Here is a 15,455-nt window from a genome sequence, read left to right on the forward strand (position 1 = left end):
TCAACTCACTTGGAGGCCTATTAATGAGTAAATATGCAACTCTTAAGTATGCAGATAAAAATATTGAAATAGAATTACCAGTCTACCCTCCTAGCCTAGGTAATGACTGCATAGATGTATCATCTCTTGTAAAGCACGGTGTCTTTACTTACGATCCTGGCTTTATGTCGACAGCCGCATGTGAATCTAAAATCACATATATCGACGGTGGCAAAGGTATTCTTTTACACAGAGGCTATCCAATCGAAGAATGGACTCAGAAATCAAATTACAGAAACCTCTGCTATGCTTTAATTTATGATGAATTAGGAACAGAAGCTCAAATCAAAGATTTTAGAGAAGAAATCATAACTAAAATGCCAGTATGTGAACATGTCAAAGCTGCTATTTCAGCTATGCCACAACACACTCATCCTATGTCTGGATTAATTGCAGGTGTCAATGTTTTAGCTGCTGAACATATTCACAACGGTCAAACTGAAGCACAAGATGAAGTTGCTAAAAATATAGTTGCTAAGATTGCGACTATGGCAGCTATGGCTTATAGACATAATCAAGGCAAAAAATTCTTAGAACCAAAAAAAGAGTATGGCTACGCAGAAAACTTTATCTATATGATGTTTGGTGAAGATGAAAACTTTAAACCTGACGAATTACATGTTAAGGCTATGGATACTATCTTCATGCTTCATGCTGATCATGAACAAAATGCTTCAACATCAACTGTTAGACTTTCTGGTTCAACTGGTAACTCTCCTTACGCAGCTATCATCGCTGGTATTACAGCTCTATGGGGTCCTGCTCATGGTGGTGCTAATGAAGCTGTATTAAAAATGCTATCAAAAATTGGCAGTGTTGATAATATCGATAAATTTATCGAAAAAGCGAAAGATAAAGATGATCCATTTAGACTAATGGGGTTCGGTCATAGAGTCTATAAAAATACTGACCCAAGAGCTACAGCTATGAAAGCTAATTGTGAAGAAATCCTAACTAAACTAGGTAACAGTGATAACCCACTTCTTGCTATAGCTAAAAAACTAGAAGAGATTGCTTTACAAGATAGTTACTTCATTGATAGAAAGCTTTTCCCTAATGTGGATTTTTACTCTGGAATCATCTTAAAAGCTATGGGTATTCCAGAGAGCATGTTCACAGCAATATTTGCTCTTGCTAGAACTTCTGGCTGGATATCTCAATGGATTGAAATGGTTAATGACCCAGCACAAAAAATTGGACGTCCAAGACAATTATATACTGGCGCGACAAGCAGAGATCTATAGTTTAGTCAAGAAAACTGCTTTCTTATTTTGTTTACTTTTGTCTTTAATTAAACTACGATTCTTTCTAATAAGAATTTTTATCCACAAATAATGAATAGCAACCTAAGCTTATTTAAAGTATTAATATATTTATTTAAACAAATAAGAATGTTTATTGCATTAATCTTAGGTTATATATCTGGATTACCAACAACTATACTATCACTTAAACAGCCTAAAATGTTTACTATGCTAATTCTAGGTTACGCCTCTGGATTACCCTTAATGCTTACAGCATCATCATTACTGCTTTGGTATAGAGATAGTCGTATCAACATTCAAAATATAAGTTTTTTAACACTTATTGCAATACCATATACATTTAAATACCTATGGGCTCCATTTCTTGATAAGATTAACATTTTAGGGATTGGTAGACGCAAGGGTTGGATACTTACAACACAGATAAGCCTAATTGTTCTAATAGCTCTTATGAGTCAATTATCTCCCGCAGCTCAACCATTTATGATTGCTTTTATCGGCTTTTTAATATGCTTTACATCTGCAACACAAGACATCGCTATAAATGCATATCAGACTGGGGTTCTTAATGAGAGAGAGAAAGCTCTTGGTAATGCTATAGCAGTGATGGGCTACCGCATTGCAATGCTTGTAACAGGCTCATTAATACTGATATTTACTGATTATTATAGTGGTGGTGCTGAGCCTATTGAGATATGTACACCTAAACTTACTGAATACTATGGTAGCAATGTCTTATTTACTAATATTGATATAGTTTCTACTCAAAAACTTATATCTAACAGTTGGAGCCTAGCACTAATAACAATTCTTGTTTTTTTCATAATCTGCCCACTATATTGTTTATTTTTAAGAGAGCCTTTATCAACCACAGTACCAAAAAGTTTCAAAGAAGCCTTTACGCAGCCGTTTATTGAGTTTTTTAAACGGCAAGGAATTAAAACTGCAATTATAATATTATTGATAATAATTGGATATAAACTTGCTGATGCAATCGCATTTTCACTTAATACGGTCTTTTTTGCTGACTTAGGGTTTGATAAAACTACTATAGCTGTTTCATACAAAGCTTTTTCTTTAGCAGCGACTTTAATAGGTCTTATAGTAGGTGGGCTAATTGCAAAGAAAATCGGTATCTATAAAAGCTTTCTCTTCTTCAGCATTATTATGGCATCAGCAAATCTAATGTATGTACTACTAGCAGTTGTTGGTAAAAACTACTATCTAATGGTAAGCTCTGTTGCTGTTGAATATTTTTGTGGAGCAATGGGTACTGCAATACTTGTAGCAATGATTATGAGTCTTGTAAACATAAATTTTTCAGCAACCCAATTTGCTGTCCTTAGCTCAATCGATTCGTTAGGAAGAGTCCTTGTAGGACCATTTGCAGGATATGTACAAAGCCACTATAAATGGGAAGGTCTTTTTATAGCGAACCTTATCATAGGAATGCTAATATCTGCTATCATCTATCTTTCTAGAAAAAGAATTAAATTAATGGCAAATATTGAATAAGCTATCAAATATTCACTTATTTTTTCTAAAAACAATAAAGAAATAATAAAAGCTATCCACGGAAGTAAAAGAATTGCTAGTACAATATTTTTTGTGACAGCAGTTATTTGAAGACTCGGAAATAATATAATTACCACTAAAACAAATACTATAGACAAAAAACCCCAAGAGTAAAAGAATATAATGGCAAATTATTTTTACTCATTTGATATAGCCTACTTCTCAAATTGTTCAGAAACAAATTCCCAGTTTACTATATCCCATAAAGACTCAACATATTTAGGTCTTGCATTACGGTAATCGATATAATACGCATGCTCCCACACATCAAATGTTAGAAGTGGTTTTTTGTTATCTGTCAAAGGACAGCCTGCATTACTAGTAGTTACAATCTCTAACTTACCTTCCGTATTCTTTACCAGCCAAGCCCAACCAGATCCAAATGTAGCTACAGCAGCCTTAGAGAATTGATCCTTAAAGTTATCTATTGAACCAAAAGTTTCAATAATTGCTGCTTTCAATTGACTAGAAGGTTGAGTTTTACTTAGAGTTAAACAATTCCAATAAAATGTATGATTGTATACTTGAGCTGAATTGTTAAATATGACGCCAGAAGAAGTTTTTATTATTTCTTCTAAATTTTTACCAGCATGCTCTGTTCCTTCAACCAGATTGTTTAAATTAGTTACATACGTTTGATGGTGCTTACCATAATGATATTCAATCGTTTCTTTTGAGATAGTAGGCTCTAATGCATCTAATGCATAAGGTAGTTTTGGTAATTCAAATTTCATCTGATCATTCTCCCTGAACTAGTTGAATTAATTTATTATAGCATCTCGGTACTATACCAGTTTAGTATAATATGCTATCATTTTTTAGATAAAATTTCTAAACTTAGTTATCTAATCAAATAAAAAGGAAATAGATATGTACACACCAGAAGAGCAAAAAGTTGTTGATAGAATAGAAAAACAACTAAAAGAAAACGATATTATTCTATACATGAAGGGCTCTCCAAATATGCCACAATGTGGGTTCTCTGCTCATGCTGCTACGGCGATTAGAGCTTGCGGGAAGCCTTTTGCATTTGTTAATATTTTGGAGAACCCTGATATTCGCGCTATTTTGCCAAAATACGCAGATTGGCCTACATTCCCTCAATTATGGGTAAAAGGTGAGTTAATAGGTGGTTGCGATATAATCAGGGAAATGAATGAATCTGGAGAACTTAAAGAACTTATAGACTCCATTAAATAAGCAGATACAAAATTATTTATTACTTATCTTTGTCCAAGCATCTGTACCATACTTACCCGTCGGCTTGTATGCGCTTATAGTACATAGACTCGATTCAGGACCAATATTACATCTATACAAATCTTTGTCAACGGCTACGATGGTACCTCCTTTATAATCCTCAATACTATAAGGATAGATATAATCAGCACCACTAAATTTAATATCCTGTTCTTCATTGGCAAAGTGAGAAATATCGTTTGTAATATTACTCCATGCCAAAAACCCTTTTTCTTTCATAGGACTATAAGAAGAGTTATTACAGTACTCTTCTTTCTGACACTCAAACTCTCTTCCATCAGCAATTACAATCTGACCAAATTTATAACCTCCTATACCTTTCGGATATGTAACAACCTCTCCCTCTTTTAATCTATATTTTTTTCTTTTTTTAAAACTTTTTTGTACTCTGCGGTTTAAGCTCTTCCCAAGCAAGATCTCCATATAAACCATTTGGAATATATGCTTCATCGTTGCATAGTTTAATCTCTAGCATAGATTTACACTTATACATCTTACCTGCAAAGCTTACAACAGTATCTGATTCATAAGTGCCTATCTGATACGAATATCTAACAATCCCTGTATCCATAATATATTTTTGCGGTTTATAAGAAGTATCTACATTTTTTAAATATCTATCACTATCATTCACGATTGAAGCTACCGGAGGTAGTTCGATACTTGCTATATCATTCGTAGAACTCCAAGGTAAATGCTGATAGTCATCTCTTAAATCCTCTGACCCAATATTTGTAGCGTCAAAGTACAAATCCAGCAAAAGAGGCTTTATTTTCTTTCATCAATGAAAGCATTTGCTTTATCTCTGAGCTTGAGAAAACATAAGTATCTCCTCCATGAGCTGCTCCTTTAGTAACAGGAACAACAAAAACAAGTTTATTAGCAGGAATTTTGATAGGTTTATCAACTTCATACTTTGGATAATTTGCTTCAAATCCTTGTGGTGTTGTTATAGCCCATGCAAGCGAAGCTAGGAATTTATCAGACCCATCTAAAGGAGATACTTTTATAAACTCACCTTTTTGATCCTTATAGAACCCTAGAGTTGCATCTGCTGGTCTTTCAAAAAAAGTATTAAGAAAAATATAGTTTATCTTACTTACACCTATCTTATCTAATAACTCAACATAACCATGATCAACATACATATTGTCTTTATCATTCTTAGCTAAAGGTGCTACAATATAATCCCATTCAGGAGAAAAGGTTAACCCAAAGTCTTTATCATTATTTCTAAGTGACGTTATCGGTCGATTTATTTTTAGAGCAGCAGTCCTGAGCCTGTTTCTCATTTTTTGGTATAGCCGTTTTTGGAAGGTCAAAATTTATACCATTGAAACCAAACCCCTTTACAATACTAATTAAACTATCAAAGTTTACAGTTTGCCAATCAATATGTGATGATTTTCCACGAAAAGAAATTAAAACATGCTTTCCTTTTAATTCCTTATAGTTAATAAATTCTTTTAGCTCTTTTGGTACCATACAGTTTATTCGAGCTGCCATTCTCATTATTAAATGACAATTCAAAGCCCTTACTACTTGTATGTGTAACATATGCGGCTATTATCACATTATATTTACAGATATCTGGGTTTTGGTCACAATATTCTTTATTTTTTGGCATCGATATATCGACTGGGGTTGTATTTATCTGTCTACCCAAGATATTATAGGAACTACTCTTTCCCCACAATGGTAAGAAGCCGGCAATAACTAGTCCTTTAATTTTGCTATCAACTCGAACACAAAAATTATTATAAATACACTTTCTGAGATTTTTAGCAAATACTCCAGAATTATGCGAAGAATCTCCATATAAATCTGCTGCATAATCTGTATTTAAAGACCAACCTGTCACACCTGCAAATCTAGGTTTAAACTTAAGCTTTTAAACTCAGGTAACATAAGCTCTACCGCTTGCTCAGTTGTTAATGATAAGGTCGCATTACCTTCAGGATGATATACTATATTTGTACCTCCTGAAACTGCTTTTGTTGGCTCACCTATTAAAATTTTGGTATGGATAGGAACATGTAAATCATTTACAATTTTTGAATAGCTATCCGCTATAAAGCCTGGCTCATATTCTGGATATGTATCATATTCCTGAATAAATAAGTAATCTATATATCCATTCTGAATAACTTTATCATAATCATTACTCTTACCTGTTGTTACTAGCTTATAATCACTTACATGAGGTTCCGCAACAATTACAATTTTTGGATCTAGTTTTTGATACTCAAAGAAAGTTGATTAATAAAATCTGATGATGTAAATTTCCTAAAACTATAAACAATTCCATCAATACTATTTTTGTGTAAGAAATTAACTATATTATTTGCTAAAGCGCTAATCTGTGCATTTGGCATATCTTTACCAAAAATGTTAGGAATAGCATCTGTTTTACTTACACCCAGATGAAAGGTGTTGGGAATGCCTCCGAATGCCAGCAAGACTTTCATGCTAGCCTCTTTAGCTTGTCTTACTTTATCTATAATGGTTTGTATTGAAGTAGGACTAGAAGTATAAAATCCAATATCGGTACCGTAAACTTCGCCATAAGCTATGATAATAACATTGTATCCATCATTTTTTGCTTTATTTATATCAACTCTAGATGTTGAGCCAGGAGTTCTAACATCTAAAAATCCAGCAATAATTCGCTTAGGAAGCAAATCTGTAGAGCTATTTTTTCTACTTCCTCACTCATAGATGGTTGGGCAATTATGCACATAGGTATGATTGACCAGCAAAACACAATCAAAGTAATAACTTTTTTCATTGCAAAACAACATAGATGCTAATCTTATAATTATAAATAATTCTAGATAAATATGTTAGTGATAGTGATTTTTAAATAAACTATTATTGAAGATAAACATATAACAGAATTTTTAAAAAAAATTAATAGCTATCGCTATTAGTCATCTTTTGAGTAATATAAGCCTTTAGAGGAATTGAGAGCCTTAAGACGAGCATCCGCTTCTTTAAGTCTTTTATTTGCAGCTTCTACATCCAATTTAGAGGCATCTGGATTTTTAAGTGCTTCTTGAGCTCTAGCTCTAGCTTTTTCAGCTTCAGCTTGATTCAAGTTTTCTGCTCTCTCCATATCATCTACCATAATTGTAACACGAGTAGGAGTAACTTCTACAATACCACCTGAGACGTATAGTATATCAGTGTGTTCATCTTTTCTAACATTGACTACACCAGCTGGTAGAGTGGATAGAAGCTCTGTATGTCCATATGCTATACCCATTTCTCCAGCAGATCCACGTAGACTTACGATATCAGCCTCGCCTTTAAAAACTGAACCTTGGGGACTAACCACATCAACTTTTAGGTATTTTTTTGTCATATCTACACCCTATTATAGAGTTTTTGCCTTTTCGATTGCTTCTTGGATTGAACCAACCATGTAGAAAGCTTGCTCTGGTAAATGATCATACTCACCATTGACTATAGCTTTAAAGCTAGCCACCGTGTCTTTAAGTGATACAAACTTACCAGGATTACCGGTAAACACTTCGGCAACATGGAATGGCTGAGATAAGAATCTTTGAATCTTACGAGCTCTATCAACCGTTCTTTTATCCTCATCAGAAAGCTCATCCATACCAAGAATAGCGATAATATCTTTTAACTCCTTGTATCTCTGAAGCACTTTCTGAACAGCACGAGCTGTCTCATAATGATCCTGTCCTACAACTAAAGGGTCTAATTGTCTAGAAGTTGAGTCTAGAGGATCAACAGCAGGATAAATACCCAACTCTGCAATTTGACGCGATAATACAATCGTTGCGTCTAAGTGAGAGAATGTTGTAGCTGGTGACGGATCTGTCAAATCATCTGCTGGGACATAAACAGCCTGCACAGAAGTAATAGAGCCGGTCTTAGTAGAAGTAATACGTTCTTGTAAAGCACCCATCTCTGCTGCTAATGTTGGCTGATAACCTACTGCAGATGGCATACGACCTAACAATGCTGAAACTTCTGTACCCGCCAATGTATAACGATAAATATTATCAATAAACATCAATACATCACGCTTCTCATCACGGAAGCCTTCTGCTATCGTTAAACCACTAAGAGCTACTCTTAATCTATTTCCTGGTGGCTCATTCATCTGACCATATACTAGGGCTACTTTATCTAGTACATTTGAGTCTTTCATTTCGTAATAAAAATCATTACCTTCACGAGTTCTTTCACCTACACCTGCAAATACTGAATATCCACTGTGTTCTTTTGCAATGTTGTTAATAAGCTCCATCATTGTTACAGTCTTACCAACACCCGCTCCACCAAACAAGCCCACTTTACCACCTTTTGCAAATGGACAAATAAGATCAACTACTTTAATACCTGTTTCTAATATTTCTGTACTTAATGCTAATTCATCATAAGCTGGAGGTGCCTGGTGAATAGACCTAGTTTCTGTATACTGAATTGGTCCCGCCTCATCAATAGGTTCACCCAATACATTCATAATACGGCCTAAAGTACCATGTCCTACTGGTACAGAAATTGGTGCGTTTGTGTTCTCCACAACCATTCCTCGTCTTAGACCATCACTAGAGCCCATAGCAATAGTTCTTACAACACCATCACCAATTTGCTGCTGTACTTCTAGTACTAAATTTGCTTCTTTTACATTTAATGCATCATATACTTTTGGAGTGTTATCTCGAGAAAACTCTACATCAATAACAGCACCAATTACTTGAATAATTTTACCTGTACTCATTTATCTCTCCTAAACTGCTGCCGCACCTGAACAAATTTCTGCAAGCTCTTGAGTAATCATAGCTTGTCTTACTTTGTTGTAATCTAGTTTTAACTGATCGATTATATCACTTGCATTATCAGTCGCATTTTTCATAGCCATCATACGAGCAGCTTGCTCACATGCCGCATTCTCTAATATTGCTCCTCTTACTTGAGCTTCTATATATCGAATGCATAAAGCATTTAAAACTTCCTCAATATCTCTTTCATATATATAATCCCAATACCCCTTAGATGCTTGAGCCTTATTAGCCTTAAGCTCTTCTTCTGAGAAGATGTCTTGGATAGGTAGCAATGTTTGCAATTTTGGCTTTTGTTTGATTGTACTAACAAATTCGTTACTACTCATATAAAGTCTATCTATCTCACCATTTGTGAACTTATCTAGCATAACTTTAAGTGCGCCGCCAATAGCTCTAACACTACCTTCATTATCTTTATCATTATAATGTGCTGTGGCAACTACGTTAATATCTTTAAGTTTTGCAAAAAATGTTGCCGCTTTTGAACCAATTGCACAAACATCAATCTCAACCCTATCATCAAGATTCTTTTTGATATCTTTGAGAACGTGCTTAAACAAGTTAATATTAAGTCCTCCACAAAGACCTCTATCTGTAGAAGTAACTATATACCCGACTCTTTTGACCTCTCTATCAAAAAGATACGGGTTTGGATAGTCAATACTTACCATTGTAACGTTTTTGATAATAGTATTTGCACTTTCAACATAAGGACGTACATTATTCATTTTGACTATTGCACCCCTCATCTTACTAGCTGCAACCAATTCCATAGCACCAGTGATTTTTTGGGTATTTTTAACACTCAGCACTTTAGAACGTATTTCTCTAGCATTAGACATAGTCTATACTCCTATTACCAAGCTTGATTTGCTTTACAATCTTCAACAATTGTTTTTAACTTCTCAGCAATCTCGGCATCATATTTGCCAGTTTCATTAATCTCAGCCACAACTTCTGCATATTTAGTTTCCGCAAGCGCATGTAATGCTGATTCAAAAGGAATAACCTCTAAAACATCTAAACTATCTAAATATCCATTATCCGCTGCATACAATGATAGTACCATCAAAGCAATTGACAATGTTGAAAACTGCTTTTGTTTTAGAAGTTCTGTCACTCTTTGACCTCTGTTAAGCTGTGCTCTAGTAGCTTCGTCAAGATCCGATGCAAACTGTGAGAATGCCTCTAGTTCTCTAAACTGCGCTAGGGCTAGACGAATACCACCACCTAGTTTCTTGATAATCTTAGTCTGAGCGGCACCACCAACACGTGATACAGAGTTACCAGGGTTGATAGCTGGTCTTAGACCCAAGTTAAATAAATCAGTCTCTAAAAATATCTGTCCATCAGTAATTGAAATCACGTTTGTTGGTACAAATGCAGAAATATCACCTACTTGTGTTTCAATTATTGGTAAAGCGGTCAAAGAACCTGTCTTACCTTTGACTTCACCATTAGTAAATTTTTCTACATACTCTTCATTTACTCTTGCTGCTCTTTCAAGAAGTCTTGAATGAAGATAGAATACATCACCAGGATAAGCTTCACGCCCTGGAGGTCTTCTCAATAATAAAGAAATCTGTCTATATGCCCATGCTTGTTTAGTTAAGTCATCGTACACAATTAGTGCATCTTCACCACGATCTCTAAAATATTCACCCATAGAGCAACCAGCATAAGGTGCTATATATTGCAAAGCAGCAGAATCAGAAGCCGTAGCTGCAACAATAATTGTATGCTCCATAGCGCCGTGCTCTTCAAGTTGTCTTACAATATTAGCAATTGATGATGCTTTTTGACCAATAGCAACATAGATACATTTAACACCTGTACCTTTTTGGTTAATAATTGCATCAATAGCTATAGCTGTCTTACCAATTTGTCTATCACCAATAATCAACTCTCTTTGACCTCTACCAATTGGAACCATAGAATCAATTGACTTAACTCCAGTCTGTAAAGCTTGATCTACTGACTTTCTCCAAATCACCCCTGGAGCTATCTTTTCTATTGGAGAAGAATGAGCGGTTTCAATCTCACCTTTACCATCAATCGGGTTACCTAAAGCATCAACGACTCTGCCTAACAAAGCCTCACCTACAGGAACTTCTAAAATCCTGCCTGTACAATATGCCTTATCACCTTCTTTTATATGTTCATAATCACCTAAAACTACTGCTCCGACAGAGTCAGTATTTAAGTTTAATGCCAGACCATACACATCTCCTGGCAAGTTAATCATCTCACCAGCAGTTACATCATCTAAGCCATAAATTGTAACAATACCATCAGCAACACTGACAATAGTACCTTCTGATTTAAGTTCGACTGAATTATCAAACTTTTCAATTCTTTTCTTTATTAAACCACTTATTTCTGATGGACTTAATTGCATAAGCTCACTTCCTATAATTTATGATAACAAAATACTTTTTAATGTCTCTATACGACCAAATACAGAATCATCTATTACTGTATCGCCAACTTTAATTACCGTTCCACCCACTATAACAGGATCAATAATCACATTCATATCTATCGAACAACTAAACTTCTCTTCCAGTTTAGTTCTTAATTTAGCTAATGTATTTTTATCGACACTGTAAGCCAAAGTAACATCAGCTACTTTTACATTACTATGAATGTTCTTTATAGTTTCAAACTGAAATGCTATTTCAGGTAGTATAGATAACTTTTTATTTTCGGCTATTAGTGCAACAAAGTTGAAAAACTTTTCATCTAGCTGATCTTTTACAGCATTCACAATCTCTGTTTGAGAAAATTCAGGACTAGAAATAATAGCAGCGACAGAGTCATCTTGAACCAGCTCGGCAAACGATTTTAGTTGCGTAGACCATTCTTGAAGTAGATTATATTCATTTGCAAACTCAAATGCAGCTTTGGCATACGGTTTAGCAATCACACTTAGATTTGTCATTTACCTACCTTCTTATGCAAAAGTTATACTTTCTCTACAAAGTCTTTCAAAATTTTTTTACTAGACTGTTCATCAACATTTGCTGATATTATCTTACTAGCAGCCGCCATCGCTAAACTAACAACTTCGTGTTTAAGCTCTTCTTTTGCTTTCACTTTTTCTTGCTCTATTTCAGCCATAGCCATGCTCTTAATTTTATCAGCAGCTGCGATAGCCTCTTCTTTAGCTTGTTCATCTACCTTATGTGCTCTTACATAAGCGTTCTCAACTATCTCAGTAGCCTTTGCTTTAGCTTCACGCAAGATCTCAGCAGACTGCCTTTTTGCAACTTCTAACTCTCGAGATGCTCTATCAGCAGATGCCAAACCTTCAGCAATCTTTTCTCTACGCTCATCTAAAGCTTTGCGCAGTGGAGGCCATACAAACTTCATTGTAAATCCAACAAAGATTGCAAACGTTATCATCTGCCCAATTAGAGTTATATTAATATCCATCTACTTATCCTTTAGATAATAAAATTATGATTTTATATTACTTTATTATGCACCAATAACTTTCTGAGCAGCATCTGCTAGGCCTGGAATAGCTAGAGGATTTGCGTACAACACTAAGAAACCAATAGCAATTGAAATAGCAGCGAACGCATCCACGAAAGCAGCAACGATAAACATACGACCTAATAACATACCTCCTAATTCTGGCTGACGAGCAACACCTTCTAAGTACTTACCACCCAAAACACCAAAACCTACCGCAGTACCTAAAGCAGGTAATGAGATTAATAAAGCGACTGCTATTGCTGTTAAACCATTTAAGTTGCCCAAAACTTGTAAAGACATATCCATTTTTATTTCTCCTGTTTATTTATTTTTATTTAGGTTGATTTAAATTTAGTGAGCTTCCTGAGCCATATTCAGATAAACTACAGTCAGCATCATAAATACAAAAGCTTGTATTAATACTATCAATATATGGAATATTGCCCATATACCACCAAGAGTCCACTGGAACCACCATGGCAATAATGCTATCAGGATAAAGATCAGCTCTCCTGCAAAAATATTACCAAACAAACGCAGTGACAATGAAACTGGCTTAACTATTTCATCCACAAGTCTAAAGAATATATTTAGAGGAAATAACCATATTCCAAACGGAGCGCTTAAAATTTCTTTCAGCAGACCAAACCCTTTAGCTTTAAGATTATAAAAAATCACCAAGAAAAATACCGCGATAGACATCGCAAAAGTGACATTAGGATCTGCTGTAGGCACAACCCTAAAATACACATCATGACTACTAGTAAAGAAACTAATTAACCAACCAAAAAGATCTACAGGAAGTAAATCCATCAAATTCATGAGCACAACCCAAACAAATATTGTCAAAGCTAACGGTGTAACGAAGTCTCTTTTATGATAATAGTTTTCTGCCACCATGCCATCCATCCATTCCCACACTGCTTCAATCATATTTTGAAACTTACCAGGAACACCTGCATTAGCTCGTCTTGCAGCCATAAACATAGCCAAGATAAATACTATACCTAAAACTCCACTGACCAACAGTGAATCTACATTTAGCTGCCAAAAAGAACCCTCACCTAGGCTTATTTGCCAATGATGTAAGTGATGCTGAACGTATTCTGTAGCTGCTTGAGAACCCGCCTCTGTATTTGCCATTACTTATTCCACCAATAATTTAAATAAATTAGTATTTACAACCCTAAAATACACCTATCTCACCCTTCTAAACAAAATAGGCACAGAACACTCGACTAATTGTAACAAAAGTAATCCAAAAATGTAAGAAAATAATTTTGGTTTGACATAAACTGCCAGCAGTATTGTAATCAATGCAACAATGCTTAATTTCATGAGTTCACTCAAATAAAAAATAACTATCTCAACCTCTGGACTAAACTGTTTTTCGATAAACAATCTAAAGAAAAACACAAAATTAGCTAAAAACATTGTTAATGCACCAAGTGCAAATGAATTAGCATAAGCATATCCATAAACCATGAGTGTAATAACATAACCCACAAAGCCTAAAAGAAATTGTATCAATACAAACTTCTTTTCGTCAATTCTAATATTTGCCAACATCTCTAATATTAATATAAGTAAATTTATTGAGCCTATAATATCAAAAATACTTATATTAAACAAAGAAAAGCTTTAGGCTTGATTTATATATTTCAGGAACTTAAAATTATACTCTTAAGCCAACTAAAACAAATATCGTATGGAACAAAAAATTCACAATATTCGCGGATACGCATGGATAATTATCATTCTTAGTTCTTTTTTGCTTTTTGACAAATATATAATGCAAGTATTTCCTAGTCTTATCACAGATGATATGATGTCTAGCTTCCATACTAATGCAACTCAAACGGGAGCTTTAGGCTCTGCGTTTTTTTGGTCAATAATTATTTGTCAACTGTTTCTTGCCGGCCCAATTATAGATAAGTTTGGTTTTAGACTAATTAGTCCTATATCTATAACTATTTCTGCAATGGGAGTTATCCTATTTGTTATTGCCTGTAATCTCGGTAGCTTGAGCATGGCGTATATAGCTAGAATCATTACAGGCTGGGGTGTCTCTTTCGCTACTATCTCTTATCTTAAGGCAGTTTCAGTTTGGTTTGAGCCTCGTAAATTTGCTTTTGCTGCTAGTTTTTTAGCAACTGCTGCCATGATAGGAGCTCTTTGTGCGCAGGCTCCATTAGCATATTTGATAACATTATGCGGCGATTGGAAGATGGCGATGCTTTTATTTGCGGTAGCCAGCTTATTGATTGGCGTACTTTATTATATAGTTGTACGCGACTTCAATCCAAAACAACCAGAAGCCAGCTCGCCAAGTAATCAGCTAAAAACTATTGATGCACTCAAAGAAGTAATTAAAAATAAAAATAACTGGCTTTTAACTTTCTATGTAGGTCTAAGTTTTACAGCAGTAGATGCCTTTGCTGGATTCTGGGGCAATGCTTACTTTAGAGAAGCCTATCACCTATCCCATGAAGAAGCTGCTAGCATTATATCAATGATATTTATTGGCATGGCAATAGGCTCCCCAATTATAGGAAAACTATCAGAGATCCTTGATAGTCGAAAAGGAGTAATGATTTTTTTTCACATAATAGGTTCTATTGCTTTAAGCTTTGTTTTACTTATTAAAACAAGTGCTACACTCTCAGCAATATTACTTTTCATTTTTGGATTATGTCTTGGAATATATATGCTTTCATTTGCCATAGGAAATCGTATAAATCCTATAGTCATAACTGCAACAGTAGCAGCTTTTATTAATACAGGAGAACCTATATTAGGAGCGATCTTCGATCCTTTGATCGGCTATTTCTTAGATTGGTCATGGACTGGAAAATACATAAACAAAGCCAGAGAAATTGTTTCACAACACACAAGTCCTAACGATATTAAATATTTTGATTTAAGTTCTTACCATTTTGCATTTACAACCCTTGTAATAAGCATGATAGCATCACTAGTAGTATTATTAATGATAAAAGACAATAAAGATTAAAATAAA

The 15,455-nt window shown here is 34.7% G+C and carries 20 protein-coding genes; 4 read left to right on the top strand and 16 right to left on the bottom strand.

Annotated features, from left to right (window positions below):
• The first annotated feature begins 23 nt into the window (after positions 1 to 23).
• Positions 24 to 1,283, top strand: a complete 1,260-nt coding sequence (locus tag FNO12_RS08735; protein WP_014714627.1) for a citrate synthase — start codon at positions 24 to 26, stop codon at positions 1,281 to 1,283.
• Positions 1,284 to 1,430: 147 nt separating this feature from the next.
• Complete coding sequence (locus FNO12_RS08740; protein ID WP_014714626.1) at positions 1,431 to 2,819, top strand: AmpG family muropeptide MFS transporter; 1,389 nt, start codon at positions 1,431 to 1,433, stop codon at positions 2,817 to 2,819.
• 215 nt (positions 2,820 to 3,034) lie between these two features.
• Here the strand turns inward: FNO12_RS08740 and FNO12_RS08745 are convergent, their stop codons facing one another.
• On the bottom strand, positions 3,035 to 3,613 hold the full coding sequence (locus FNO12_RS08745) for a superoxide dismutase (protein ID WP_014714624.1): 579 nt from the start codon (positions 3,611 to 3,613) through the stop codon (positions 3,035 to 3,037).
• A gap of 136 nt (positions 3,614 to 3,749) precedes the next feature.
• Between FNO12_RS08745 and grxD the strand changes: the two genes are divergently transcribed.
• Entirely contained in the window at positions 3,750 to 4,079 is a 330-nt protein-coding gene (grxD, locus tag FNO12_RS08750) for a Grx4 family monothiol glutaredoxin (protein WP_014714623.1), read from the top strand.
• 12 nt (positions 4,080 to 4,091) lie between these two features.
• Here grxD and FNO12_RS11805 read toward each other — a convergent pair whose 3' ends face one another.
• From FNO12_RS11805 to FNO12_RS08800, 15 genes are all read right to left on the bottom strand, one after another.
• Positions 4,092 to 4,562, bottom strand: a complete 471-nt coding sequence (locus FNO12_RS11805; RefSeq protein ID WP_234385432.1) for a hypothetical protein — start codon at positions 4,560 to 4,562, stop codon at positions 4,092 to 4,094.
• Positions 4,510 to 4,890, bottom strand: coding sequence for a hypothetical protein (locus tag FNO12_RS11810; RefSeq protein ID WP_030005778.1), 381 nt, complete (start codon positions 4,888 to 4,890; stop codon positions 4,510 to 4,512). Before FNO12_RS11810 ends, FNO12_RS11805 begins: the two co-directional genes overlap by 53 nt.
• Positions 4,880 to 5,431 (bottom strand): glycoside hydrolase family 18 protein, encoded by a 552-nt coding sequence (locus tag FNO12_RS11815; protein ID WP_231138734.1) that lies wholly within the window; start codon positions 5,429 to 5,431, stop codon positions 4,880 to 4,882. The genes FNO12_RS11810 and FNO12_RS11815 overlap by 11 nt, the downstream gene beginning before the upstream one ends.
• A complete protein-coding gene (locus tag FNO12_RS11820; protein ID WP_030005780.1) occupies positions 5,373 to 5,624 on the bottom strand; it encodes a glycoside hydrolase family 18 protein in 252 nt (83 codons plus the stop codon). Before FNO12_RS11820 ends, FNO12_RS11815 begins: the two co-directional genes overlap by 59 nt.
• Positions 5,593 to 6,000, bottom strand: a complete 408-nt coding sequence (locus tag FNO12_RS11825; RefSeq protein ID WP_030005781.1) for a hypothetical protein — start codon at positions 5,998 to 6,000, stop codon at positions 5,593 to 5,595. The genes FNO12_RS11820 and FNO12_RS11825 overlap by 32 nt, the downstream gene beginning before the upstream one ends.
• Positions 6,001 to 6,370: 370 nt before the next feature.
• Complete coding sequence (locus FNO12_RS11830; protein WP_030005782.1) at positions 6,371 to 6,820, bottom strand: glycoside hydrolase family 18 protein; 450 nt, start codon at positions 6,818 to 6,820, stop codon at positions 6,371 to 6,373.
• Between the two features lie 245 nt (positions 6,821 to 7,065).
• Positions 7,066 to 7,503, bottom strand: a complete 438-nt coding sequence (locus FNO12_RS08760) for a F0F1 ATP synthase subunit epsilon (RefSeq protein WP_014714622.1) — start codon at positions 7,501 to 7,503, stop codon at positions 7,066 to 7,068.
• Between the two features lie 12 nt (positions 7,504 to 7,515).
• Positions 7,516 to 8,892: a F0F1 ATP synthase subunit beta gene (gene atpD, locus FNO12_RS08765; RefSeq protein ID WP_014714621.1), complete on the bottom strand. Its 1,377-nt coding sequence runs from the start codon at positions 8,890 to 8,892 to the stop codon at positions 7,516 to 7,518.
• A 9-nt stretch (positions 8,893 to 8,901) separates the two neighbouring features.
• Positions 8,902 to 9,798, bottom strand: a complete 897-nt coding sequence (locus FNO12_RS08770; protein WP_014714620.1) for a F0F1 ATP synthase subunit gamma — start codon at positions 9,796 to 9,798, stop codon at positions 8,902 to 8,904.
• A 14-nt stretch (positions 9,799 to 9,812) separates the two neighbouring features.
• Entirely contained in the window at positions 9,813 to 11,354 is a 1,542-nt protein-coding gene (atpA, locus tag FNO12_RS08775) for a F0F1 ATP synthase subunit alpha (protein WP_014714619.1), read from the bottom strand.
• Between the two features lie 18 nt (positions 11,355 to 11,372).
• Positions 11,373 to 11,897 (bottom strand): F0F1 ATP synthase subunit delta, encoded by a 525-nt coding sequence (locus FNO12_RS08780; protein ID WP_014714618.1) that lies wholly within the window; start codon positions 11,895 to 11,897, stop codon positions 11,373 to 11,375.
• Between the two features lie 23 nt (positions 11,898 to 11,920).
• Complete coding sequence (locus tag FNO12_RS08785) at positions 11,921 to 12,391, bottom strand: F0F1 ATP synthase subunit B (protein ID WP_004286980.1); 471 nt, start codon at positions 12,389 to 12,391, stop codon at positions 11,921 to 11,923.
• A gap of 45 nt (positions 12,392 to 12,436) precedes the next feature.
• Positions 12,437 to 12,742, bottom strand: coding sequence for a F0F1 ATP synthase subunit B (locus FNO12_RS08790; RefSeq protein WP_014714617.1), 306 nt, complete (start codon positions 12,740 to 12,742; stop codon positions 12,437 to 12,439).
• A 45-nt stretch (positions 12,743 to 12,787) separates the two neighbouring features.
• A complete protein-coding gene (atpB, locus tag FNO12_RS08795) occupies positions 12,788 to 13,579 on the bottom strand; it encodes a F0F1 ATP synthase subunit A (protein WP_014714616.1) in 792 nt (263 codons plus the stop codon).
• Positions 13,580 to 13,633: 54 nt separating this feature from the next.
• Positions 13,634 to 14,005 carry an ATP synthase subunit I gene (locus FNO12_RS08800; RefSeq protein WP_014714615.1) on the bottom strand — a complete coding sequence of 124 codons (372 nt, stop codon included), beginning with the start codon at positions 14,003 to 14,005 and terminating at the stop codon, positions 13,634 to 13,636.
• 139 nt (positions 14,006 to 14,144) lie between these two features.
• Here FNO12_RS08800 and FNO12_RS08805 point away from each other — a divergent pair, with 139 nt between their 5' ends.
• Positions 14,145 to 15,449 carry an MFS transporter gene (locus FNO12_RS08805; RefSeq protein ID WP_014714614.1) on the top strand — a complete coding sequence of 435 codons (1,305 nt, stop codon included), beginning with the start codon at positions 14,145 to 14,147 and terminating at the stop codon, positions 15,447 to 15,449.
• Positions 15,450 to 15,455: the final 6 nt, after the last annotated feature.

It is taken from the genome of Francisella orientalis FNO12, assembly GCF_001042525.2.
GTDB classification, from domain to species: domain Bacteria; phylum Pseudomonadota; class Gammaproteobacteria; order Francisellales; family Francisellaceae; genus Francisella; species Francisella orientalis.

Bases quoted from the DNA above. Each gene is read 5' to 3' on its own strand.
- FNO12_RS08780 (WP_014714618.1), bottom strand. From the start codon at position 11,897: ATGACAAATCTAAGTGTGATTGCTAAACCGTATGCCAAAGCTGCATTT.
- grxD (WP_014714623.1), top strand. From the start codon at position 3,750: ATGTACACACCAGAAGAGCAAAAAGTTGTTGATAGAATAGAAAAACAA.
- atpB (WP_014714616.1), bottom strand. From the start codon at position 13,579: ATGGCAAATACAGAGGCGGGTTCTCAAGCAGCTACAGAATACGTTCAG.
- FNO12_RS08800 (WP_014714615.1), bottom strand. From the start codon at position 14,005: ATGTTGGCAAATATTAGAATTGACGAAAAGAAGTTTGTATTGATACAA.
- FNO12_RS08770 (WP_014714620.1), bottom strand. From the start codon at position 9,798: ATGTCTAATGCTAGAGAAATACGTTCTAAAGTGCTGAGTGTTAAAAAT.
- FNO12_RS08760 (WP_014714622.1), bottom strand. From the start codon at position 7,503: ATGACAAAAAAATACCTAAAAGTTGATGTGGTTAGTCCCCAAGGTTCA.
- FNO12_RS08740 (WP_014714626.1), top strand. From the start codon at position 1,431: ATGTTTATTGCATTAATCTTAGGTTATATATCTGGATTACCAACAACT.
- FNO12_RS08785 (WP_004286980.1), bottom strand. From the start codon at position 12,391: ATGGATATTAATATAACTCTAATTGGGCAGATGATAACGTTTGCAATC.
- FNO12_RS11820 (WP_030005780.1), bottom strand. From the start codon at position 5,624: ATGGTACCAAAAGAGCTAAAAGAATTTATTAACTATAAGGAATTAAAA.
- FNO12_RS08745 (WP_014714624.1), bottom strand. From the start codon at position 3,613: ATGAAATTTGAATTACCAAAACTACCTTATGCATTAGATGCATTAGAG.
- FNO12_RS08805 (WP_014714614.1), top strand. From the start codon at position 14,145: ATGGAACAAAAAATTCACAATATTCGCGGATACGCATGGATAATTATC.
- atpD (WP_014714621.1), bottom strand. From the start codon at position 8,892: ATGAGTACAGGTAAAATTATTCAAGTAATTGGTGCTGTTATTGATGTA.
- FNO12_RS11815 (WP_231138734.1), bottom strand. From the start codon at position 5,431: ATGAGAAACAGGCTCAGGACTGCTGCTCTAAAAATAAATCGACCGATA.
- FNO12_RS11805 (WP_234385432.1), bottom strand. From the start codon at position 4,562: ATGGAGATCTTGCTTGGGAAGAGCTTAAACCGCAGAGTACAAAAAAGT.
- FNO12_RS08790 (WP_014714617.1), bottom strand. From the start codon at position 12,742: ATGGATATGTCTTTACAAGTTTTGGGCAACTTAAATGGTTTAACAGCA.
- atpA (WP_014714619.1), bottom strand. From the start codon at position 11,354: ATGCAATTAAGTCCATCAGAAATAAGTGGTTTAATAAAGAAAAGAATT.
- FNO12_RS08735 (WP_014714627.1), top strand. From the start codon at position 24: ATGAGTAAATATGCAACTCTTAAGTATGCAGATAAAAATATTGAAATA.